Source organism: Microbulbifer maximicatervae (SeqCode) (assembly GCF_052467955.1).
The window spans coordinates 1,127,698-1,149,924 of sequence record NZ_CP174329.1 but is presented as its reverse complement, the minus strand read 5'-3'; the positions used below and the strand labels follow the sequence as shown (position 1 = coordinate 1,149,924).

24 protein-coding genes are annotated in these 22,227 nt (G+C 47.5%); 15 read left to right on the top strand and 9 right to left on the bottom strand.

Annotated elements, in window-relative coordinates; translation table 11 throughout:
* Nucleotides 1–30 precede the first annotated feature (30 nt).
* Nucleotides 31–900: an alpha/beta hydrolase gene (locus ACJJI5_RS04870; RefSeq protein ID WP_445355671.1), complete on the bottom strand. Its 870-nt coding sequence runs from the start codon at nucleotides 898–900 to the stop codon at nucleotides 31–33.
* A 372-nt stretch (nucleotides 901–1,272) separates the two neighbouring features.
* Between ACJJI5_RS04870 and ACJJI5_RS04865 the strand changes: the two genes are divergently transcribed.
* The 5 genes from ACJJI5_RS04865 to ACJJI5_RS04845 all read left to right on the top strand — a co-directional run bounded on the left by ACJJI5_RS04865 (nucleotide 1,273) and on the right by ACJJI5_RS04845 (nucleotide 5,437).
* On the top strand, nucleotides 1,273–2,010 hold the full coding sequence (locus tag ACJJI5_RS04865; protein WP_445355670.1) for an OmpW/AlkL family protein: 738 nt from the start codon (nucleotides 1,273–1,275) through the stop codon (nucleotides 2,008–2,010).
* A 172-nt stretch (nucleotides 2,011–2,182) separates the two neighbouring features.
* Complete coding sequence (locus tag ACJJI5_RS04860) at nucleotides 2,183–2,617, top strand: DoxX family protein (RefSeq protein ID WP_444896104.1); 435 nt, start codon at nucleotides 2,183–2,185, stop codon at nucleotides 2,615–2,617.
* A 39-nt stretch (nucleotides 2,618–2,656) separates the two neighbouring features.
* Nucleotides 2,657–3,628, top strand: a complete 972-nt coding sequence (locus ACJJI5_RS04855) for a glutathione S-transferase family protein (protein WP_445355669.1) — start codon at nucleotides 2,657–2,659, stop codon at nucleotides 3,626–3,628.
* A 101-nt stretch (nucleotides 3,629–3,729) separates the two neighbouring features.
* Nucleotides 3,730–4,632 (top strand): LysR family transcriptional regulator, encoded by a 903-nt coding sequence (locus ACJJI5_RS04850; protein WP_445355668.1) that lies wholly within the window; start codon nucleotides 3,730–3,732, stop codon nucleotides 4,630–4,632.
* A gap of 109 nt (nucleotides 4,633–4,741) precedes the next feature.
* Nucleotides 4,742–5,437 (top strand): pirin family protein, encoded by a 696-nt coding sequence (locus ACJJI5_RS04845; protein ID WP_445355667.1) that lies wholly within the window; start codon nucleotides 4,742–4,744, stop codon nucleotides 5,435–5,437.
* Between the two features lie 62 nt (nucleotides 5,438–5,499).
* Here ACJJI5_RS04845 and ACJJI5_RS04840 read toward each other — a convergent pair whose 3' ends face one another.
* The 3 genes from ACJJI5_RS04840 to ACJJI5_RS04830 form a co-directional block, all read right to left on the bottom strand.
* Nucleotides 5,500–5,979: a hypothetical protein gene (locus tag ACJJI5_RS04840; protein ID WP_445355666.1), complete on the bottom strand. Its 480-nt coding sequence runs from the start codon at nucleotides 5,977–5,979 to the stop codon at nucleotides 5,500–5,502.
* Nucleotides 5,967–6,326 (bottom strand): hypothetical protein, encoded by a 360-nt coding sequence (locus tag ACJJI5_RS04835; protein WP_445355665.1) that lies wholly within the window; start codon nucleotides 6,324–6,326, stop codon nucleotides 5,967–5,969. The genes ACJJI5_RS04840 and ACJJI5_RS04835 overlap by 13 nt, the downstream gene beginning before the upstream one ends.
* Before the next feature lie 572 nt (nucleotides 6,327–6,898).
* A complete protein-coding gene (locus ACJJI5_RS04830) occupies nucleotides 6,899–7,687 on the bottom strand; it encodes a right-handed parallel beta-helix repeat-containing protein (RefSeq protein ID WP_445355664.1) in 789 nt (262 codons plus the stop codon).
* Between the two features lie 348 nt (nucleotides 7,688–8,035).
* On the opposite strand from ACJJI5_RS04830, the gene mbhE reads away from it, so the two are divergent.
* The 7 genes from mbhE to mnhG are packed head-to-tail and all read left to right on the top strand — an operon-like array spanning nucleotide 8,036 to nucleotide 13,779.
* The gene (gene mbhE, locus ACJJI5_RS04825) at nucleotides 8,036–10,321 is read left to right on the top strand and encodes a hydrogen gas-evolving membrane-bound hydrogenase subunit E (protein WP_445355663.1); all 2,286 of its coding nucleotides are present in this window, start codon (nucleotides 8,036–8,038) and stop codon (nucleotides 10,319–10,321) included.
* On the top strand, nucleotides 10,318–10,737 hold the full coding sequence (locus ACJJI5_RS04820; RefSeq protein WP_445355662.1) for a Na+/H+ antiporter subunit B: 420 nt from the start codon (nucleotides 10,318–10,320) through the stop codon (nucleotides 10,735–10,737). Before mbhE ends, ACJJI5_RS04820 begins: the two co-directional genes overlap by 4 nt.
* 1 nt (nucleotide 10,738) lies before the next feature.
* A complete protein-coding gene (locus ACJJI5_RS04815) occupies nucleotides 10,739–11,113 on the top strand; it encodes a Na+/H+ antiporter subunit C (RefSeq protein ID WP_445355661.1) in 375 nt (124 codons plus the stop codon).
* Nucleotides 11,110–12,630, top strand: coding sequence for a Na+/H+ antiporter subunit D (locus ACJJI5_RS04810; RefSeq protein ID WP_445355660.1), 1,521 nt, complete (start codon nucleotides 11,110–11,112; stop codon nucleotides 12,628–12,630). Before ACJJI5_RS04815 ends, ACJJI5_RS04810 begins: the two co-directional genes overlap by 4 nt.
* 6 nt (nucleotides 12,631–12,636) lie before the next feature.
* Nucleotides 12,637–13,110, top strand: coding sequence for a Na+/H+ antiporter subunit E (locus ACJJI5_RS04805; protein ID WP_413663317.1), 474 nt, complete (start codon nucleotides 12,637–12,639; stop codon nucleotides 13,108–13,110).
* Complete coding sequence (locus ACJJI5_RS04800) at nucleotides 13,110–13,445, top strand: cation:proton antiporter (RefSeq protein ID WP_413663318.1); 336 nt, start codon at nucleotides 13,110–13,112, stop codon at nucleotides 13,443–13,445. Before ACJJI5_RS04805 ends, ACJJI5_RS04800 begins: the two co-directional genes overlap by 1 nt.
* On the top strand, nucleotides 13,435–13,779 hold the full coding sequence (gene mnhG / locus ACJJI5_RS04795; protein WP_413663319.1) for a monovalent cation/H(+) antiporter subunit G: 345 nt from the start codon (nucleotides 13,435–13,437) through the stop codon (nucleotides 13,777–13,779). The genes ACJJI5_RS04800 and mnhG overlap by 11 nt, the downstream gene beginning before the upstream one ends.
* 3 nt (nucleotides 13,780–13,782) lie before the next feature.
* On the opposite strand, the gene ACJJI5_RS04790 is transcribed toward mnhG, so the two are convergent.
* The 4 genes from ACJJI5_RS04790 to ACJJI5_RS04775 are packed head-to-tail and all read right to left on the bottom strand — an operon-like array spanning nucleotide 13,783 to nucleotide 16,544.
* Nucleotides 13,783–14,883, bottom strand: a complete 1,101-nt coding sequence (locus tag ACJJI5_RS04790) for a 5-(carboxyamino)imidazole ribonucleotide synthase (RefSeq protein WP_445355659.1) — start codon at nucleotides 14,881–14,883, stop codon at nucleotides 13,783–13,785.
* Nucleotides 14,884–14,895: 12 nt separating this feature from the next.
* A complete protein-coding gene (gene purE / locus ACJJI5_RS04785) occupies nucleotides 14,896–15,387 on the bottom strand; it encodes a 5-(carboxyamino)imidazole ribonucleotide mutase (RefSeq protein ID WP_282931253.1) in 492 nt (163 codons plus the stop codon).
* Nucleotides 15,388–15,393: 6 nt separating this feature from the next.
* Nucleotides 15,394–16,323, bottom strand: coding sequence for a sodium-dependent bicarbonate transport family permease (locus tag ACJJI5_RS04780; RefSeq protein ID WP_282931252.1), 930 nt, complete (start codon nucleotides 16,321–16,323; stop codon nucleotides 15,394–15,396).
* Nucleotides 16,324–16,325: 2 nt separating this feature from the next.
* Entirely contained in the window at nucleotides 16,326–16,544 is a 219-nt protein-coding gene (locus ACJJI5_RS04775; RefSeq protein ID WP_444918188.1) for a hypothetical protein, read from the bottom strand.
* A 113-nt stretch (nucleotides 16,545–16,657) separates the two neighbouring features.
* Here ACJJI5_RS04775 and ACJJI5_RS04770 point away from each other — a divergent pair, with 113 nt between their 5' ends.
* From ACJJI5_RS04770 to ACJJI5_RS04760, 3 genes are all read left to right on the top strand, one after another.
* A complete protein-coding gene (locus tag ACJJI5_RS04770; RefSeq protein ID WP_413663323.1) occupies nucleotides 16,658–17,587 on the top strand; it encodes a LysR family transcriptional regulator in 930 nt (309 codons plus the stop codon).
* A gap of 293 nt (nucleotides 17,588–17,880) precedes the next feature.
* Nucleotides 17,881–18,675: an OmpW/AlkL family protein gene (locus tag ACJJI5_RS04765; RefSeq protein ID WP_444896092.1), complete on the top strand. Its 795-nt coding sequence runs from the start codon at nucleotides 17,881–17,883 to the stop codon at nucleotides 18,673–18,675.
* Between the two features lie 152 nt (nucleotides 18,676–18,827).
* Entirely contained in the window at nucleotides 18,828–21,188 is a 2,361-nt protein-coding gene (locus ACJJI5_RS04760) for an autotransporter family protein (protein ID WP_445355658.1), read from the top strand.
* An 80-nt stretch (nucleotides 21,189–21,268) separates the two neighbouring features.
* Here the strand turns inward: ACJJI5_RS04760 and ACJJI5_RS04755 are convergent, their stop codons facing one another.
* Entirely contained in the window at nucleotides 21,269–22,186 is a 918-nt protein-coding gene (locus tag ACJJI5_RS04755) for a glycosyltransferase family A protein (RefSeq protein ID WP_445355657.1), read from the bottom strand.
* Nucleotides 22,187–22,227: the final 41 nt, after the last annotated feature.

The window sequence follows — 22,227 nt, the reverse complement described above, 5'->3', positions numbered from 1 at the left end:
CGCTATGCCTACTAATTTACAGTAAATTCGCTAGCTTACAAGTTTGGCCAAACCAGCTTCTTTTGTGCTTTCTATACTCTTCTCGTAGTCCAAAAAATTCGTCACAGACTCTACTACCGAGGTATCCCAGACCATTTTCCGGTGTCCCACACCACTAATTTTGATCATCTCCGCTGCGGGCCAGGTTTTGTGAATTCTCTCTCCGTGAAAGATCGGCACTTCATCATCTTCAGTATCGTAAATCATCAGAAGCGGAGTCTCTTCCGGGGTATACATTTTACACTGTAACAATTCCTGCCAAGAGTATCCTATCTGGTCGGCAATCTTGTCTTGGCATATCTCTATAGTTTCAGGGTTTACCTTCAACAAATTTTCCATAATTTCAAGAATAGGCAGAGGTGCACTCGGTGAGCCGAGTACAGCATAACATTGAGCTTTAAGCCCAAATTCCCGTGCTCTCATCGTCATCATTCCACCCATCGAGTGGCCGACGACGGCAAATATTTCCGAAAATTGACTGGCCAGAGAATAAATATCTTTCGCCATAATATCGAAATTACAAACCTTTCCCTCGGAGTGACCATGAGCAGTAGCATCTATGGCCACCGCTTGGAAGCCTTGCTCGGCAATTGCCATCCCCATAGTGGCCATTTTTGTGGCTTTGGCCTCCCAGCCGTGGCAAAGAATCACTACTGGCCCCTCCCCCCAAGACCAGGCCGTATTTTCTGTACCTAAAGCACCCCGGTAGGTAATCTTCCTGGCTTGGGCTAACTGCACTTTCTCACGTTCTGAATCTGGATAGCGCCTGGGCCGGGAGGCCATATACATCGCTATATTTGCTGATAATTTGGGGGATAGACGCCCTGTGAGTTGCATTATTCCCTGTATTATCTTAAGCATATTATTAAATCTCTGATATCCCGTTTTATATGATCATTGATGGTGTTTAATACGCAATAGGAAAATTACACTGATCAATGGTCTCTGATGGGATTTCAACCTAAAAACATTCAATAATACAGGGCAATTTCATCCAACAGATTAACCGATTCGATGATTACTCTTCTTCTGAAATATTTTCCTAACAAATAGGAAGTTTTTCCCAGAAGAGATCTTTATAGTTATATCAATAAAATACTGCGCCACCGCTTTTGTTATCTACATGCCCAGTCCCCCAAGACATCTACACTAATAATCTGGCAGTAGATTAGGGTTCTCCTACCCCTATCAGTTCTCCTACTTATACTCCACCGAATCTCTGGAAAGTTGGACATGAAAGGAATCAATCTGACAATAGTTTTTTGCATGGCACTATTGCTCACCGGCCATTCCGTGGCGGACTATAAAAAGGGAGATTTTATCGTTCGCGTTGGCGCTGCTGCGGTCGATCCAAACGACGACTCTGGCAGACTCCGCCTAAATGGCACCCCCTTGGACTACACCCAGGTCTACGTGGATACAGGCTACTCCGCTAGCATCACTGGTACCTGGTTATTTGCAGACCATTGGGGACTGGAATTACTGGCAGCTGTACCTTTCCGGCACGATCTTGATGTGCGCGGTTTACCGGACCCGGATACCGGTGATCCACTGGGTCGGGTATCCCTGGGTGACATCAAGCACCTTCCCCCAACCCTCAGCGTACAGTGGTATCCGGTATGCACCGAGTCCTGGGTACAGCCATATATTGGTGTGGGAATTAACTACACCCATTTCTTCGATGAAGATATCAGCCGCACGGCACAAAACTACTTCGATACGGTCCTGGGTGCAGACTCAAGAGCATCCCTGAGCCTGAGCAATTCCTGGGGCCTGGCAGGGGAAGTGGGCATAGATATTGCCTTTGGACGAGAGAGCAACTGGCTGTTTAATGCGGCCATCTGGTACTTGAGCATCGATACCAAGGCCAAAATTCGCTTCCGCACAGAAGATAACGACTACGACCGCATCAATGTCGATGTGGATATCGACCCTTGGGTTTACTCGGTGGGCATCGGTTACCATTTCTGAACTAAGGCCCTATTGCACCTAATGATAAGATAGGCTTAGCAAGCATTCTATTTTTTAGAATGGTTTGGTCGAATTTAACCAATTTTCATTCTATCGATCCTCTGTAAACTGCCTCTTACTCACAGCAGCGACTACTGAGTAGCGCAAAATTCACAGTTTTAGGAGCGATACCATGAGCACATCCACTTTATCCACAAGCGCCAATATCGACGGCAGCTCCCTGTTTTCCGCAAGTGCTGACTTGGCTGGCCGTATCAGCTTGGCGGCGATCTTCCTGTTGGCGGGAATGAACAAGATCCAAAATTATGAGGGCAGTGCACAGTACCTAGCCTATGGCGGTCTGCCAGAATTTCTGCTGCCTCTTGTTATTCTGTTTGAAATAGGTGGTGCGCTCGCACTAGTCGCCGGCTTCCAGGTTCGCCTGACCGCCTTGGCATTTGCTGGCTTTAGCTTAGTTACTGCTGCCTTGTTCCATAACAATCTGGGCGATCAGATGCAGTTTTTGATGTTCTTCAAAAACCTGGCGATTGCCGGCGGCTTTTTGGTAGTGGCAGCCCATGGCGCCGGGCGTTTCAGCTTGGATCACCGCAAAAGCACCAAGCAATAAATTCCTCTGGACCAGAAAATACCAATTGTGGAGTAAAAAATGGGACTGTTAGTCAATGGCCAGTGGCACGACCAGTGGTACGACACCGAGAATTCCGGTGGGAGCTTCAAGCGCGAAGCGGCGCAACTGCGCAATTGGGTGACTGCTGATGGCAGTTCAGGTCCCAGTGGTGACAGCGGCTTTAAGGCGGAGTCTGGCCGCTATCACCTATATGTTTCACTGGCTTGCCCTTGGGCCCATCGCACCCTTATTTTCCGCAAGCTGAAGAAACTGGAAGAGCATATCGATGTTTCGGTAGTAAGCCCCGATATGCTCGATCAGGGATGGAGCTTTAACGTCGACGAAGGTAGCAGCGGGGACACTCTGTTTAGCTATCAGTTTATGCACCAAGTATACACTCGTAACAAGTCTGACTACTCGGGCCGGGTGACGGTACCAGTACTCTGGGATAAACAAAAAAACTGTATCGTTAGCAATGAGTCCTCTGAAATTATCCGCATGTTCAACAGCGCGTTTAATACCATTACCGGCGATACACAGGACTTTTTCCCCGAAGAGAAGCAGCAGGATATAGATACCATTAATCAACTGGTCTATGAGAATATAAACAACGGAGTTTATCGCTGCGGCTTTGCCACAACCCAGGAAGCCTACGAGAGTGCTTACTATAATTTATTCTCTGCTTTAGACCAGGTTGAGAAAATTTTAGGGGAACAGCGCTATCTGGTCGGAACAGAAATTACCGAGGCAGATTGGCGACTGTTCACTACCCTTATTCGCTTTGATGCTGTCTATCATGGACACTTCAAGTGCAACCGCCAGCGACTGGAGGACTTTCCTAATCTGCGTAACTATGTACGCGAGCTATACCAGTGGCCGAAAGTTGCTGAAACAGTAAATTTCCACCATATTAAACGTCATTACTACTTTAGCCATACATCGATCAACCCAACCCAGGTTGTACCTGTAGGGCCGGAAATCGATTACAACAGCTCTCACAACCGCAGCTAAAAACCCTTGCCTATCCAGCCTGGGCCAGTCAGGATATTCAGGGCTGCCCCAGGCTCCTTAAACCTTGAAACAGCCCTTCGCAGCCTTCAAAGAGTACCCAGATGCAAAAAACCACTCTGGAACAGTGGCGAATGTTTAAAGCTGTCGCAGATGCCGGCGGCTTTAATCAGGCCTCTTCCCACGTTCACAAAAGCCAGTCCAGTATTCACAATGCAGTTAGCAATCTGGAAGCTGCACTCGGCGTAAAATTGTTTGAAGTCTCGGGTAGAAAAGTGGTAATTACTGAAGCCGGTAATTTAATGCTACGCCGGGGCCAATACCTACTGGATGAAGTCTCACGTATTGAGGATATTGCCGGATCCCTTAACCAGGGAGTGGAATCCGAGCTGCGCATTGCCGTAGATGGCGCCTTTCCCCAAAGTGTCGTTTTTCAGGCTCTGGAGAGAGTTTCCGCAATTTATCCACAGGTGAATATTGATATCGTTGATACAGTACTATCCGGCACTAATGAGTTGATCCAGGAGGGGCTGGTAGATCTGGGACTTTCCGCCTTCCGCATGAAGAATGCCCTCAACGATGAGATTTGTCGCATCGAATTTGTGGCTGTAGCCCATAAGAACCATCCACTGCATCAGCTGGGATACGAGCTGAGTTATGAAGACTTGAAGTCCTTTCGTCAGATTATTGTGCGAGATTCCGCACTACAGACCAATAGAGATTCCGGCTGGCTGGGGGCAGAGCAACGCTGGAAAGTGGGCAGTTTACGGGCCTCCGTGGATTTAATTGTACAGGGAATGGGGTTCGCCTGGCTGCCATTGCCAATGGTCTCCACGCTACTCGAGAATGGCACTTTAAATCGACTCCCCTTGAAAAATGGTGGAGTGCGGTCCAGCAGCTTTTACCTGAACTTTAAAGACCAGGATAAATTAGGCCCAGTGGCGAGGGAGTTTATTGGCGAACTTCGATTACTCACTTTAGATATGCCCACCTCTGAGGAAGGCTGAGTATTCTATTGATACGAATGGTAAGATTCTTTTTACCCAATATTCCCTTATACCGCAAAAGACTATCATAGCCCTAATATTCTATTTACTGCACTAATAGGAGCTGGCTATGTATTACTTCAGACCGTCACATGAACGCGGTCAAGCCCGATTTGGCTGGCTGGACAGCAAGCACACCTTTTCATTTGGGCACTATTACGACCCAAAACACATGGGTTTTTCTGCACTGCGCGTTATCAACGATGATACAGTAAAAGCAGGGGCCGGATTTGACACCCATGGACATCGGGATATGGAAATTATTTCCTATATTCTTGAAGGTGCTATCGAACATCGGGATAGTGAAGGCAATCACTTTGTCGTTCCCGCTGGCGAAGTTCAGATAATGAGCGCCGGAACCGGAATTACCCATTCCGAGTTCAATCACTCGAAAACAAAAAAATTGAAGTTTCTTCAAATCTGGATTCAGCCAAATCAGAGGGGTATTCAACCTGTCTATGAGCAAAGGACAATAAACCAAACGAGCATGCTGACTCCATTGGTAACACCCAGTGGTCGAGATAATTCGTTAAAAATCCATCAGGATACCAGCCTATATCGTCTTCAAATAGAGCCTGGAGAGATTCTACAATTGGATACATTGCAGCGCCCTGGCTACCTACATATCATAGATGGAGACATCATTATTAAAAATAATCGCCAGTTAAGTGCCGGGGATGGTCTAGGCATATTTAAAGAAATAATAAGGCTAAAAGCAGCAACAGATGGAGCAACGGCATTATGGTTTGATTTGCCTGTAGTCTAATATTCACAACCTCACTAGGCCTGCTGGCCCATAGAGCAGGGCCAGCCCCCTGATAATACTAACTAATCAATACAAGAATTATTTGCTGTACCAAAGTAATTATTTATCCACTGAAATCGTCCACAAGGAATAATATTTTGATCACTCAAATCATCTCCAGAATTATCTCGCGCAGTACTATTAAAAATCAATCCACCTGACATAGAACTGGCTTCAGCTAGTATTCCATCAACACTATTATCATTGGCCGCAACACTATCTAAGGTAATATTATTAGCGGTTGTAATTACGAAGACCGATCCGGAGTTTGGTAGAGCGCTACTTTGTTTAATATAATTATTATTTCCAGAAATCTCCACACCTGATAGTGTATTCTTTTCAAATGCAGATTGTAAAATCTGATTATTCGCACCAGCCAGCCTAAGCCCAACACCACCATTACCAAAAGTAGAGGAACCAGAAATAACACCGAGAAAAACATTAGCATCAGAAATAACGGAAATACCAGAAAAATTATTAAGAACTACTGTTATAAATTCCAAATAGTGCCCCCCCCCACTCCCTCTACAGAAACGCCAACATCACAAGATTCAACACTTCCCGCGCCGAAAGAACTATCTGAAAGCGTCCTTCCTGACCCTAGTATTTGCACCCCTATCCCAGCCCCATTGCAGCTAATAGTATAACCATTTAAATCCAAGGATCCAGCATCAGTGATAGTAACAGCGGGACTTGTAGCACATGCAACAATAGATGCATCCAGAATCTCTGGAGTAGTGACCGTGTCACCGCAGCTTACCGCGAAGGCGGCACCCGCCAGTGAAAAAGCAGAAACACCAGATATCGTTAAAAGCGTCAATCTTGCGAGGTTAGCACATTCAGTTTTCATATCATTTCACCCAATCGTAATTAATTACTACAAAGCCTGGAATTTTCAAGGCTATTGATAGTGTGATAGAGAGCTGGGATTTATCTATGGGATCTCCTTCCCAATCAAAAGTAAATTAAATGTCTCGTAAAGCGAATGAAAAATACGCCCCACACAAGATGGTCATTCCTAGTGGTAGTATTCAGAATTCTGAATACTACCACTAGGAGACCCGCCAATATTTGAAGAGTTGGTCTATTATGATATGCCATTTCCAAGTCTCGGAATCGATTACTTTAAAAATGGCCAACTCATTATCCAATACCTAGATCCCCCCTAACTGCAACCTTTAACGCCTACCCTTAAAAAGGTGGAGTTCGGACCTACAGCTTTTACCCGAACTTTAAAGATCTCGATAAACAGGAGTCTTTGAAATATAGGTTTTGGCGAGTTAAGCTTGCCAACAAGTTATATAGATACTGCTGTCCCAATGTGACATAGAAATTAGCTTATTTTTATGTCTTGCAATAACACCTAAACTTGCGTCAACCAAACCAAATACATCTGCAAAGAATATCAACCCCATAACCCTCCTATTGGATGCACGAATCATTAGAGCTGCCAAAGGTATTTGAAATCCATACATTATTCACACAGGCAGGATTATTTTGGTCCCTAAGGTCCGTATTACCACTATCATTCACCTCATTCCCTGTAATAACATTACCATGCTGATCATCTGCCTCCAATAGAATTCCATTTGTTCCATTTTCATCCAATGAATTCCCAACAATTAGATTATTATCTGCATCTGAAATCACAATTCCGTTATCATCATTTAGTTGATATTCACTTGAACTTATTACATTGCTACTTCCAGAAACTTCCATACCGGAAGAATTATTAGCGCTTATTTCTGCATTTATTACTTGGTTAAAGTCACCCAACACCCGGACACCCACACCGGAATTAAAACTTGAAAATAAATCCAAAACAACATTATTGTTACTTGTAATTGCAACACCAGAATTAGAATTACTCATGACACTTACATTTTGAATAAAATGCGCTCCAACCCCTTCAACGGAGACACCTGTTGCACAGTTCTCTATAAACCCTCCCCCCTCTGAGTTACTCAGAATCCTTCCAGCACCTTGCAGATTTACGCCCACCCCAGAACCATTACAGCTAATTGAGTAACCATTTAAATCCAATGATCCAGCATCAGTAATGGTGACCGCAGGGCTGACGGCGCATGACTCTATCGCCCCTTCCAAAATTTCCGGTACAGTTACAACATCCCCACAGCTCACAGCAGAAACTCCACTGGACAGAAAAACAGCAGAAGCTCCCACTGCAGCTAAGCATGCCAATTTCAACATATCTATTCTCCTATGCTATATTCCACGATTCTTCATTGTGCATAAATACTTACGATTCAATAACAGGAACAGTGTGAGGGGAATAGGGTATTTATCTATAGGATATTTTTCTTAATTATTAATCCAAGTTACTGGATAAAACTATAAGAATACAAATCCGCTGCCGCCTTTAGCATTAATCATCATACTCTTTCGAGATCCCGGTTTGACCTCTCAGGTTATTCACCTGATACGGACAATTAAGAGTAATTTGATCCTAAGCACTCTACCTCAGGAATAACACCTAAACTATTACCCTGGCAGTGAATCACTGCTGTATACAGGCATCGAGTCACCAGGGATAAAATAATGGGATCAGCAGGCGACATGGAAAGTCGCAGTGGCGATAAAAAAACGCCGGGAAGATGGATCTCCCTGCTTTCTCCGATTCCTCCGGCCATTGTCGCCTTATCACTACTTTTTCACCTGCCTGATATTTCCGCAGGTAGAGAGTTTTCCTTTGGCGTTAACTGGGTTCCAGAGCTGGGCGTATCCCTACGCTTCTATATTGATGGCCTCAGCTTTTTATTTGCCTTATTAATCAGCGGTATCGGCTTTTTTATCACCATTTACGCCGCTGCGTATTTACGCGGCAATCCACTATTGCGGCGTTTCTTCCTCTATCTCTATCTCTTTATGGTCGGAATGCTGGGTTTGGTATTGGCATCCGATCTCATTACTTTATTTGTGTTTTGGGAAGTGACGACGGTCGCAAGTTACCTCCTGATTGGCTTTAACCACTCCAGTGCTGTTGCACGACGCTCAGCTTTACAGGCTTTACTAGTGACCGCCTTAGGGGGGCTTTGCTTACTAACCGCTTTCCTATTAATGGGACAAATTGTCGATAGCTATGATCTTGAAGAGTTGTTAATAAAAGGAGAACAGATTAAATCCAGTTCACTGTATCTTCCTATCTTGATACTGGTACTTATCGGAGCATTCTCAAAGTCGGCACAGCTGCCCTTCCATTTTTGGTTGCCCAATGCCATGGCGGCTCCAACACCGGTGAGCGCATATCTACACTCCGCCACTATGGTCAAAGCCGGTATTTACCTTCTTGCGCGCCTACATCCGGTACTGGCTCACACTGAATACTGGGAGTGGATTTTAACCTGCACCGGTATTGCCACTGCCGCAGTAGCGGCATTGGCCGCCCTGCGTCAAACAGACCTTAAACTGGCCCTCGCTTATACCACCGTTATTGCCCTCGGCACTATTACCATGTTTCTGGGTTCTGATGCTTCAGCTGCCGTCGCCGCTGCAATTACTTTCTTGCTGGTTCACTCTTTTTATAAAGCCGCACTGTTTATGGTGGTGGGCATTATCGATCGGCAAACAGGTACCCGGGATTTAACCAGGCTGCACGGTCTGGCAAAATTATTGCCCTTTGCTTTTATAGCTGCACTGGCTTCAGCCCTATCCATGGCAGGATTCCCGCCGTTCCTTGGATTTATTGGTAAAGAGCTTAAATATGAAGGTGCACTGGCGGTAGCTTCAGAGCCCGCACTGGTGGGCACAGCAGCAATTTTTGCCAATGCAGTAACGGTGACAGTAGCCGGCATGGTGGCCATCAAACCATTCTTTGGCCCTCCCCCCAAAGATGCCAGCCGCATACGCTGGGCACCCCCCGGTTTATGGATAAGCCCACTAGTTTTAAGCGCCTTCGGCCTCACATTTGGTTTGGCCCCGGACTTAGTCGGTGGCGGACTGGTGGAACCGGCACTGACAGCGATACTTGGCCTTCCGGAAACCATCGACCTGAAACTCTGGCACGGTATTAACATTCCGCTCCTGATGAGCATTCTTACTTTTGTGCTCGGGGTGATTATGTATGTCAATTTAAAACGTATGCGTGCCTGGCTAAACTGGGACTTTACCCATGCGCCAACTAGCGCCGATCTACTGTGGGATAAATCCTTAGAACTATTAAAAGCTTTTGCCGCACTGCAAACACGCATATTGCAAAATGGAATTATGCGTCGTTATCTCACAGTCATTTTTGTTACGCTCTCGATGGCCCTTTTTTATGCCTTTGTTCATACCGGCCACTTCTCACTGGAATACACTGCGCCACGACTTAATTTAAAAGAGTGGGCAGCCATACTGCTGACGGTAGGAGGTACGTTTACTGCGGGTTTTGCGCGTAAACCTCTGACTGCCATTTGCGCTCTCGGCGCTCTCGGTGTGGGTATCGCTCTAATTTATCTCTTCTTTGGTGCACCGGATGTGGCCATTACACAGATTCTGGTGGAAACACTCTACTTGGTATTAATTGCTGCGATTCTTCCACGCCTGCCCGTATTTACTCCCGGCAAGAAGGAAGGCTTTCGTCCCAGGGATGCATTACTCGGTGCCACAGTTGGCCTTTTGTTTACCATTAGCATTCTGGTGGTTCTGCAAACCCCATTCGAGAGCCCAGTGAGTGAATTTTACAAGGAAGCTGCTGTACCCGAGGCTCATGGGCGCAATATCGTCAATGTCATTCTGGTGGACTTCCGGGCCCTGGATACTTTCGGGGAGATTATTGTGGTGTTTACCGCGGCTGTCGCTGCGGTGACCTTACTCGGTCATCATTTAAGACGGGGCAAGCAGTGAATTCTATAATCCTACAAACAGCGACCCGAGTGCTGGTAGCACTGATCTTGGTTTTCTCTATTTATATGCTGTTGCGTGGACACAATTATCCCGGAGGTGGGTTTATTGCTGGATTAATTGCCGCTTCTGCTTTTGCCCTATTTGCCATGGCTTGGGGGATGGAGGCGGCACAAAGTGCTCTGCGTATACCTCCAGGAACCCTAGCCGCCTGGGGAGTTGTCATTGCCGGGCTATCTGGATTAATGGCTCTATTTTGGGGAGATGGCCCCTTTTCCGGACAGTGGTTTACCATGGTAGGGAGCAAGGAAACTGGCGGGATCATTATTAGCAATGTTTTAATTTTTGATATTGGGGTTTATCTGACAGTACTCGGAGCCGTGCTCACACTCATTTTTGCCTTGGAAGAGGCCAGTTGATATGGAAGCTCCCCTCGCTGTTGTTGTCGGCATACTGATTGCTACCGGTGTGTACCTTATGCTGGCTCGCCACCTGTTGCACTATCTGTTCGGCTTGGTACTGATTAGCAATGCCGCCAATTTGGCAATTTTTATCGCGGGACGGTTAACCCGCGCCTCGCCACCGCTGGTACCCAAGGGACAGGAAGCCCCGCAAATTATCGTCGCCAATCCCCTACCCCAGGCCCTGATCCTAACCGCGATCGTCATTGGCTTCGGCCTGCTGGCCTTTGCCCTAGCCCTGATCGCCCAGGCTTACCGTGAGTTGGGTACATTGGATGTGGATAGCATGCGTATTGCCGAGCCCGTCAAACCCAAGAGGAAGAAGACCACTTGAGTTGGTTATTGGCCCTGCCATTCCTAATCCCTATCGCCACGGCGTTAATCACATTTCCCGCTCGAGGCCGTAGATACCTTTGCTCTGGCATTTCAATATTGGGATGCCTTACCGCCCTATGCATTAACCTTTATATTCTTGTCCTGGTAGAAAGCCTGGGCCCTCAGGCTGGGCAAATGGGAGACTGGCAGGCTCCCTTCGGAATTACTTTGGTCGCCGATCGGCTCAGTGCGGTAATGCTGTTGATCAGTGCCATTGTGGGTCTGTGTGTCTCTCTATTTGCCATTTCAGATATCAGTGAGAAGCGGGTGAAACTTGGCTTTCACAGTTTCTTTCAACTGCTGTTGGCCGGTGTCAGCGGTAGCTTTATCACCGGCGACTTATTTAATTTGTATGTGTGGTTTGAGGTGATGCTGATTGCCTCTTTCGCACTGCTGGTGCTGGGAGGTGAAAAAATACAGCTGGACGGTGGCATCAAATATGTAGCATTAAACCTTGTATCCACGCTGTTGATGCTGACCTCTATCGGGTTGCTTTATGGACTCACCGGCACCCTTAATATGGCACAGCTGCATATTTCTCTGGCCGAAGTACAAAATCCCGTCGCGATTTCAACATTGGCAGTTATTTTTATCTGCGCTTTTGGAATTAAGGCGGCAATATTTCCACTCTTTTTCTGGTTGCCCGCTTCATACCATGTTCCACCTGTCGCTGTAACCGCTGTATTTGCCGGTCTCCTGACCAAAGTCGGCGTCTATGCGCTAATTCGCACCTTTACTTTAATATTTCCCAATGATTTGGAATTCACCCGGAATATCTTATTGGGAGCAGCATTACTCACCATGCTAACGGGTGTTTTGGGCGCAGCAGCACAGTACGAATTCCGCAAAATACTCGCATTCCATATCATCAGCCAGATTGGATTCCTTGTATTGGGATTAGCACTGAACAGTCCTTTAGCATTGGCCGGATCTGTGTTCTACATGGTTCACAATATTGTGGCAAAGACAAATTTATTCCTGATTAGCGGTACTGCCCAGCGCCTTACTGGCAGTTATGAGCTCAATGAAATTGGTGGTTTATATCGCGCCAGCCCACTTCTCTCTACTTTCTTTTTTATCGCCGCATTTAGCTTAGCGGGGTTCCCACCATTATCTGGGTTCTGGGCAAAATTGCTATTAGTCAAAGCAAGCCTCGATCAGGCCGCCTATATCGTCGCTGCCGTCGCACTGATTACTGGGGCGCTCACCCTGTTTTCAATGAGTAAAATATGGGCAGAGGCATTCTGGAAGCCACACCCCCAGGAGCACTGCAAAAATTTATATAGCCTTAGCGGCGCAGAGCGCTTCCAGCGGCTGTTGCCAGTCGCGTTATTGGCATTAATCACTTTGGCTTTGGGATTGGTTCCCGAGCCTTTTATCGAATACTCCCTGGGGGCTGCCGGAGAGTTATTGGAGCCTGATGATTACCTGAACGCCGTGTTACCAGGTACCACTCATCAACTTTGGGATGGATAAATAGAAATGCGTATTTTTCTATTAAATTTATTGCTCGCGATCAGTTGGTCGGCCCTGACCGGCAATGCTTCCATGGCAAATTTTTTCTTTGGTTTTCTGATCGGATTTCTGGCACTGCGAGTCTCACCTATATTACCCGGAGCACAGACTTATTTTACCCGCTTGCCCCGTTTGGCTCATTTATTCTTTTTCTTTATCGAGGAGCTTGTTTTATCCAGCCTGCGTGCCGCCTACGAAGTCTTTTCGCCCCGCTTGCAAAGCCGGCCCCTGGTAGTACGACTACCCATGGAGAGGCTCGATAGAAACCAGATTTTTATTCTCACTAATTTAATTTCGCTGACACCGGGCACTATGGTATTGGATGTCACACCCAACAATGATGCCTTAATCGTACATACTATGTTTGTCAGTGATCCAGAAACCTTTCGCGAGGAGATTAGGGAGGGATTTGAGAAACGGGTTAAGGAGGCCGTTTCCTGATGTTTCTCACAATTATCGATATTCATTCGCCACTGGTCACAGTAGCAATCAATATTGCTTCCTTTCTATTATTACTCGCCCTGGTGATGTGCTTCCTGCGTATCGCTTTGGGCCCCACCTTAGCAGACAGGGTTGTCGCCCTGGATGTTCTCAATATTTTGGCGGTAGCCTACTGTGCACTACTGGCAATCGCCTCGGGACAACCCGTGTATCTGGACGCTGCCATCGCCCTGGCCCTGGTCGCATTTTTAGTGAGTGTGGCCTTTGCCCGTTTTATTGAAAAAAGCGGCTCGCGCACAGTCACCCACAGCCATAGGGATCATGATGACATTTGATGAAATTTTTATCGCTTTGATAATTCTGGTGGGCAGTTTTTTTGGGTTCAGCGCCGCTTTGGGCTTGCTGCGAATGCCGGACTTTTACACTCGAATGAGTACATCGGGAAAAGGGGCTACGGTGTGTTGCGGATTATTGCTGGCGGGCGTAGCAATTCTTTTTAGTGACGCTCAGGTAACAGCCAGGGCCATAGCCGCTATTTTATTCTTATTACTTACAGTGCCAATTGGTGTCCATATGATTGCCCGGGCGGCTTATCGAGCCGGCACTCCCATGTGGCGGGGTACCGGCTACAAACTCAAGTTCAAGAACCCGATGCGCAATATTCAGTAAGCACTAAATCTTTTCGCCGTAAAGTTCTTCAATCATACTTTCGCTGCGCTGACGCAGGTGCTCCATATCCGGGTCCTGTAAAATGACATGACCCATTTTGCGCCCAGGGCGAAGTGCTTTGCCGTACAGCCAAACACCATCGTTATCCTGCTTCGGAGCTACATCAACCCCCAACATATTGACCATCGCAACCGGCACCGGGCAGGCAGTATCGCCCAGGGGCATATCCAGTATCGCGCGGATATGATTGGCAAATTGGCTGGCCTCAGGGCCGACAAAGGTCCAATGACCGCTGTTGTGAACTCGCGGTGCCACTTCGTTGACAATCAGGCCGCTCTCACTGACAAAACACTCAACGGCCAATACACCCACATAGTCCCAGTCCTTCAGCAGGGTCGCCAGGTAACCCTCTGCGGCCTTGAGCAACTCCGGGTTGTCGTAGGGAGCGGTGGACAGCAGTAAGGTGCCGTTGCGGTGGCGGTTTTCCGTCAGCGGATAGGCTTTGATTTCGCCAGATGCCGAGCGAGCACCGATAATGGAAACTTCACAGGCGAAATTCACCCCAGCCTCAACCACACACTCCTGATCTCCAGCTTGGGGAATGGCAGCATCCAAGTCTGCAGCACTCTTCACACACCATTGGTTCTTGCCGTCGTAGCCATTTTCACAGCTCTTAATAAACGCCGGATATCCCAGTTGGTCGACTGCTTCCCGCAGCTCTTTCTCACCCTGTGCTGCTGCAAAAGGTGCAACAGGCAGGCCAGAGTCTGTGAGTGCTCGCTTCTCACGCAAGCGGTGCTGGGCCTTCTCTGTAATATGCGGGTCCGGATATACCGGACAGAAGGGCTGAAATGAGCGCAGCAAATCCACACTCACTTGCTCCCTCTCACTGGTGATCACTTCCGGGCGTCCCAGTGCCTGATACAAGGCCTCAGGGTCCTGTCCCGGTTCCATCTCCACGATAGTCCCCAGTCCCTTCACACAGTCGGTGTTTTCACCGGTCTCAGCCAGGAAACTGAACTCCACTCCGAGGGGCTGCCCCTCTTGAGCCATCATCTGCGCCAACTGCCCACAGCCAATAATGGCAACTCGTCTCTTACTCACAACGATCTCCTATCACTCAACCGTGATCGGGACTTGCTCGGTCTGACGCTCACGCCAGGCGATCAGGCGCTTCTGCAATTCCGCATCAGCCAAAGACAACATCTGCGCAGCCATCAAACCTGCATTGTAGGCACCGGAAGCACCGACCGCCTGGGTTGCTACCGCCACACCGCGAGGCATCTGCACAATGGATAACAAGCTGTCCATACCCGTCATAAAACGGCTCTCAACCGGCACTGCGATCACAGGCAGGGGAGTCAAAGCAGCGATCATACCCGGTAAGTGGGCGGAGCCGCCGGCGCCGGCAATAATCACTTCGGTACCGGATTCGTGGGCACGGCTGGCAAATTCAACCATACGCTGGGGAGTTCTGTGGGCCGAAACCACAGCAGTAGCAAAGGGAACTTCGAGCTCTTCCAGAGGCTTAGTCGCGTTGCTCATGGTGGCCCAATCTGAGCGGGAACCCATTACGATAGTGACTTTTTCAAAGGGAATCGGCTTCACTTGCGATTAACTCCAATATTGAACGAGCGCCAGATAGACGGGAATCGCCACCAGCACATTGAAAGGAAAGGTAACTGCCAGGGACAAAGTGATGGACACACTAGCATTGGCCTGCGGCAGGGCCACGGACATAGCCGCAGGCACAGCGATATAAGAGGCACTGCTACCGAGCACCGCGAGCAGAAAGATACCACCAGGCGACAAACCCAACAAACTCCCCAAGATACCGCCAGCGGCACCGCCAATCAGCGGCATAAAAATGCCGAAGCTGAGCAGGAAAGCACCCTGCCCTCTAACATCGGCCAACCGCGCCGCAGCGACACGCCCCATTTCCAGCAGAAAGAGCGCCAATATGCCATGAAACAGGGTCCCAAACAAAGGCATTACTGAAGCGGTGCGCTCTCCAGCCCAGGCTCCGATAACGATTCCCCCCAGGAGCAACAGTACTCCCTGGTTGCAGGTGACCTCGTGAAACACCCGGCGCTTGCTCGAACTGCCCATCGATTGCCGTGCCAACAGCATGCCGACAATGATTGCCGGGACTTCAAGAAGCGCTACAAATAGAGGGAAATACGCTTCGTATTCAATATTCTGTGACTGTAGCAGGGCCACCGCTACCGCGTAGGTGGCAACACTAACAGACCCATAGTGCGCCGCGGTTGCCGCCGCATCCACACGTGACCACTTGCCAATCCAGCGCAAGATAGGGAAAGCCACCAGGGGTAACAGAGCACCAAAAGCCACCACCGCCAGGGACTGGGGAACCAGGGTAGCAGCGGAATATGCACTTAAAGCAGCACCACCTTTCAAACCAATCGCGATTAGCAGGAAGATAACGCAACTCTGGTAAAGACCTTTGGGTAAACGCAGGTCACTGCGAACCAGCTGGGCAAAGGCGCCCAGCAGAAAGAAACCAACAACAATATCCAACTGCATCTCTATCGCTGTCCCCGGCGCTGTCTGGAGCGATTATTGGAAATACGTATGCGTTTCGGGGTTTGCTGCGCCATCAGCCAGTAAGCAGCATTGGCCAGAACCACCACTAGGCCTACGGCCATCAAGGGAACCCCGTTCATACCGGCAAGATTTACTGACAAGCCTGCGCATAAAACTAACAAGCCGACAACCACGCCAAAGAAGAGTTGTGATCTCTGCATTGATAATGCCCCCACTGGTTATTGAAATTGACGCATTATCGGAATTGCTATTGATAGATAAAAATAGATATTTATTATGTAAACTATAAATTCAAACCTATACAGGTGATTTTGTGCCCCTAACTCGTGCCCATGCCCGCATTGGAACCGTTCGCCAGCTGGAGATCCTGCTCTGTGTCTATGAGTTGGGCAATATCAGCGCCGCAGCTAGAAAACTGCACCTAACCCAGCCGAGCGTATCGATGCAACTGGCCAAACTCTCCGATGCGGTGGGTTTACCTCTGTATTACTCAGTGGGCAGGCAACTGCAATTTACGGAGGCCGGGCAAACCCTGGTAGAAAGTGCCCGGGAAATCCTGAAGAGTTACGAGTATCTGGACCTGAAACTGGCCCAATTGCGAGGGTTGGATACCGGCAGCTTACAACTGGCAGTAGTGACCACCGCCAAATACTTTATCCCCCACCTGATCGGGGAGTTTTATCAGCAGCATCCGCGACTGGATATCCACTTCAGGGTGGGCAACCGCCAACAGATCATTGATTACACCGGTGAGGATGAAGATGACTTCTACGTATTCAGCCATCCTCCAAAGAGCCAGGACCTGGAGCTGGTGGAGTTTCTACCCAACCGCTTACTGGCGATAGCGCCTGAGAACCACCCACTGGCCTCCCGCAAAAAAATCTCCCTGCAAGAATTTGCAGGCTGTCAGTTCCTTCATCGGGAGGAGGGCTCCGGTACACGCCATGCCATTGAACAGTTCCTGCGCAAACGCAATGTAGACCTCAAGCTCCGTATGACCATTGAGAGCAATGAAGCCATTAAGCATGCGGTTATGTCCGGTCTGGGGGTCTCTATATTATCAGAGCATACCCTGGCATTTGGCGGACGCGCAGGCTTGTCAATTCTCGATGTCGAAGAGCTTCCTATTGTCACCCACTGGTATTTGGCTCGACGCAAATCACGTCCGCTGTCACCAGCAGCACAGAAGTTCCTGGAGTACGCCCGCAATCTGGAAAAGGTGCCCCTGGGTAACCTCCCATAGCCCAGCCTTATCATTGGAAAAGAGGGAAAGAATACACTGCACCCAAGACTCGCAGTGGAAATTTCCCTGTAAACTCGAATAGACACTTATACCCCCAAAGGCACCAAGCGCATTATTCTTTCTCTCCTTATAAATTCCCTTCTCCCTGTAAACCTGGCTAGATAATTTAGGCCTCAAATTTTGAAAAATTCCCTGCGGTCTTTTTCAGTCCTGCTACTTTTTGGGGTACTTGGCCCATGCACTGCCAATAATTATCAACCAAAGCCACCTATGGCAGATAAGCTGTTTTGCCTGTGTCCGGATTTTCAGAGATGGATATCGAGATGACCGCAAAAGGAATTAATAAAGGAATTATTACTCTACTTTTCACTCTCTCAGCACTATCGACCCATGCCCAGGATGATTGGCGTGATATCGAATGGGGTGAATTTATTGTTCGTTTTGGCCTGACTTATGTCCAGCCAAACGATGAGGGCACAGCGCTCAAATATAGAGTTTTACAGCAATGGGATTTATACAACAGCAGTTGGCAAATCGACTCGACCCATGCATGGCAAATATCGGGAGTGTGGCGGCCCAGCGATCGCTGGGGCATAGAATTAATGCATATTAATGGCGCCAGCTATGGTACAAAACTGGATAATTTCACCGGCAACCCTGGGCGAAACCAAATCCAGCTCGGCGACTTTAGCACTACAACGACAATGGTTTTCGGCAACTGGTACTTCTTAGATCCATCCTATCGCGCTCGCCCCTATATCGGTGCAGGAATCAATTACACCAATTTCCACACCGTTGAAATCAGCCGCCAGTTTAACGAATACCTGATAGATTCAGAGCTCTCGGTCGCACCGGGATCATTTAATATGGGGCACTCGTGGGATTGGGGGCTGCAAGCCGGCCTGGATTATATCTTTGATTTCCGCGACTGGAGATATCCTCTACTACTTAACGCATCCGCGATTTATTACCTGGCAGACACCGATGCCACTATCGACTTCCCAACTGAATTGGGCAGGGATCGCCTCTATGCCCATTTTGACTACAACCCCTGGATCATAAATTTCGGGGTGGGTATTAAATTTTAGTTATCGGAGCGATTTCATACAGTTGGGCGACAGCGAATACTCTTAAAATTTGAAGTTAAGTCATACTCGAGCTGCGTTGTCCCCAACTATAACTTCGCCGCTAAAAACTTAATCGATATTACAACTATCTGGCACAATATAAAGGAATAACTGTGTCTCCCCAAAAAACTGGTTTCCAGCTTTCTTCTGTAGGATTCGTAAAAATATTCCTACTCATTATGACGGTTTCTGCACTGCTTATTTTTAGCCGCCACTCTCTAGCACAATGTACCCCCGGCAATAGTGGCACCACTGCCGCAGATGAAATCACCTGTGACGAAGACAATGACCCCGATGGTGCGGACATAGAAACTTATGCCGGCAACGATACCATCATTCTTAACGGTGGAACGGCGGAAAATGTACTTGCGGGAGAGGGAGATGACGAAATTACTATCACGGGAGGAATTGTTACCTTATTTGCCGACGGTGGCGCTGGCAACGATACGATAACTCTCGACGAGCGATCCAGTGATGTAGGGAATTATCTCGGGGGAGGAGGCATTCATGGAGGCGATGGAGATGACACCCTGATTCTACTCGATGGGCTGTCCTTTCACGTCTGGGGAGGAGAAGGAAACGATACCATCACCTTGGATGGAGGGTTCATTTTTAACTACCTGGATGGCGGAAACGGCGATGACTATATCTATTGGGATGAGGGCATCAGTAACGAAATTCGAGGCGGCTCCGGATCAGACACCCTACTGATAGATTCACACTCTTTCGATGGAGACGTCATACTGGATGGTGGTGATGATCTCAGTGCAAATGATGGTGAAGTCGACAATTTAATATTTAAATTGGATTACTCCGTTGATGGGACTCTTCTAAACAACTGGGAAAGAGTAGTTATCTGGGGTAGCTCCAAAATGACATTCACTGGGAGTTTAGCTGTCGGAGGAGGTCTCGATTCGGAAGGAAATTCCCTCGGCCTGGATATTCGCTGGGGTGGGCAGGCATTTTTTGATAGCGACAGTTATGTAATTTCAGGAGATGTATCCAATAGTGGAACCATTGATCTATCCAACAATAGGTTCAACACCCTCACCATAGCCAAAGACGATAATGGAAATTATGGGCAATACCGCTCTAATAATGGGCGCCTATGGGTAGACGCCGTCCTTGAAGATGATTTTTCACAGAGCGATCAACTAATTGTGGAAGGAGACAGCTCTGGCACCACCACTATCTCTGTCTTTAACCGCTCAGGTAAAGGAAAGCGGACAGAGGGCAATGGTATTAAGGTGGTTTCCGTCAAAGGCGAATCAAATGCACAATTCACCCTGGCAGGGGACTTTGTCAGTAAAGATGATCAGCAGGCAGTGATAGGTGGAGCCTATGCTTACACATTGCACCAGAACGGCGCAGGAGGAAGTGATGATGGCAGCTGGTATTTGCGTTCAACTGTGGATAACTCTTCAGTATTTCCTGAAGGCGGAATGATCCGCTGGCAACCTACTGCAGTACTCTACGAAGCCCTCCCGCAAATTCTCAGAACACTCAATATTCCCTCTTCACTACGCAGCCGCCTGGGAAATCGCTATTGGGTAGGTACAAGCTATTTGGACTTGGCCAGTAGCGAGTATAGCGATGCCCAAGAGCAGGCAATTGATAATCGTGGACTTTGGATCAGGAACTCTGCCCGACATATTACCCTTGACCCTAATGAGTCCAGTACCCGTGCAAACTGGAAACAGACTTACTATCAAGTACAAGTGGGCTTTGATTTACCAATACAAGTCTCCGTATTTGGAAGCCAACTTATTGGCAGCGCCGCTTTGCACTACGGCGATTCAAATAACGATGTGAGTTCATTTTTTGGTGATGGCTCAATCGATGCGAGTAACTACGGCGTCAGCGCATTTGTCACTTGGTATGGATTGGATGGCATTTTTATTGATAGTCAACTTAAGCTAAATTGGTTTGACTTTGAAATGGATGCCAAATCACTGCGCGAACTCAATAATAGCGATGAAGCATTTGGTTACGCCTTATCTATCGAGGGCGGCAAGAGTTTTAAACTGCATGATTACTATTCCTGGACACCCCATGCGCAATTGATTTACACCTCGGAGGAAGCCAACAACTTGCAGGATATCTATGCAGTACAAGCTACAGATATCAATAACAATGGCTTCCTCTTACGTTTGGGAACCATCTTTGAAAAGCGCAAGAGCCAGCGTAAGAGCAGTCGCAATATGTATGGCTCAATTCCCCTGGAAAGGTTCTCTCTGTTCGCAACTCCGAGCCTTATTTACAATATCGACCAGAGGACTAATTTACTCGTATCGGAAACCCGACTCAGTCAAAAACCTGATACCTGGTACGGTGAATTGCGCTTAGGCGCGAGCTACGATGAGTGCGGTGATCACTGTTCTATCTATTCAGAAATTTATTACAGTAGCAGTTTGGAAAACCTGGGGAATAGTTTTTCCGGAGGCTTGGAATTAGGATTTCGTTATAAGTGGTAGCAATTTGAGATTAAACTGAAAGCCAAACATCAACCTTAGAGAACGACAGCTACATTACCTATAGATTAAGCAGCGCCTATTCACTCTAAGAGTAACTGAGTTAAATTATATTCAGAAAATACTCTGCGTATTTTCTTATCGTTACCACACTTTCCCTTTAAATTTTGTTTCTTCAAGCCGCTAGCCTGACACCCAGGGATTGTTAAAAACCTATCCCTCCAGAAACGAACATCTGGCACTCTTGCACAACGGACTCCTTGCCTCATACTCATGGCTTTAAGCCAGATATCATCCGCATTAGGACATAACTCCAAAAATTTATCTTTATTTAGAACATCGGGATGTAAAGAGCCGGGATAATATAAAACACCCCCAACTCCAGTAGGAAAAACGCGATAAGAAGGTTTAATATTCATATTGCACTTCCAAGTTTCCCGCGTTGTCCTCCATTTATTGTAAGGCAATACATTGCCTTTCTTATCAGCACCTATCCTGTGAGCTCGATGACAGAAAATATGTGACGGGAACTTTAAATATGACTGATACAGCATATCGATGGTATCCATCGGGTAGAGGATATCGTCATCCACCGTGATTATCAGGCTATCAGGAAATTTTTGAAGCGCGTAATAATACTTTGTGTAAGGTCCTAGATCCTCATCAACAAATTCAATTCTCAATCCACGATCCACCTGCCTCATTAAAATATTGGGCAACATATAATCTGGAAATTCTTTGGTCGATAGCCAAAGTACAATTAAATCCGCCTTTAGCGACTGCTGAAATAAACTCTCGATACACAAATGGATATCATGGATTCTCTTTCCATAGCTAGTCAGAGAAACAACAATACTGTGTTTAGCCGCATTACCTACCCCAGAATCATTACCACTGAGAGTCGACTGCTCCAATATTCTCTTCCAGACCAGAGCATCTAATTTTAGGTTGTTGTTGATTTTATTTTTCTTGCTGCGCTTCGCCGTAAAACCCTTGAACATATTGACTTTACAATCTGGGGTTGAGACAACTCAATGCCTGG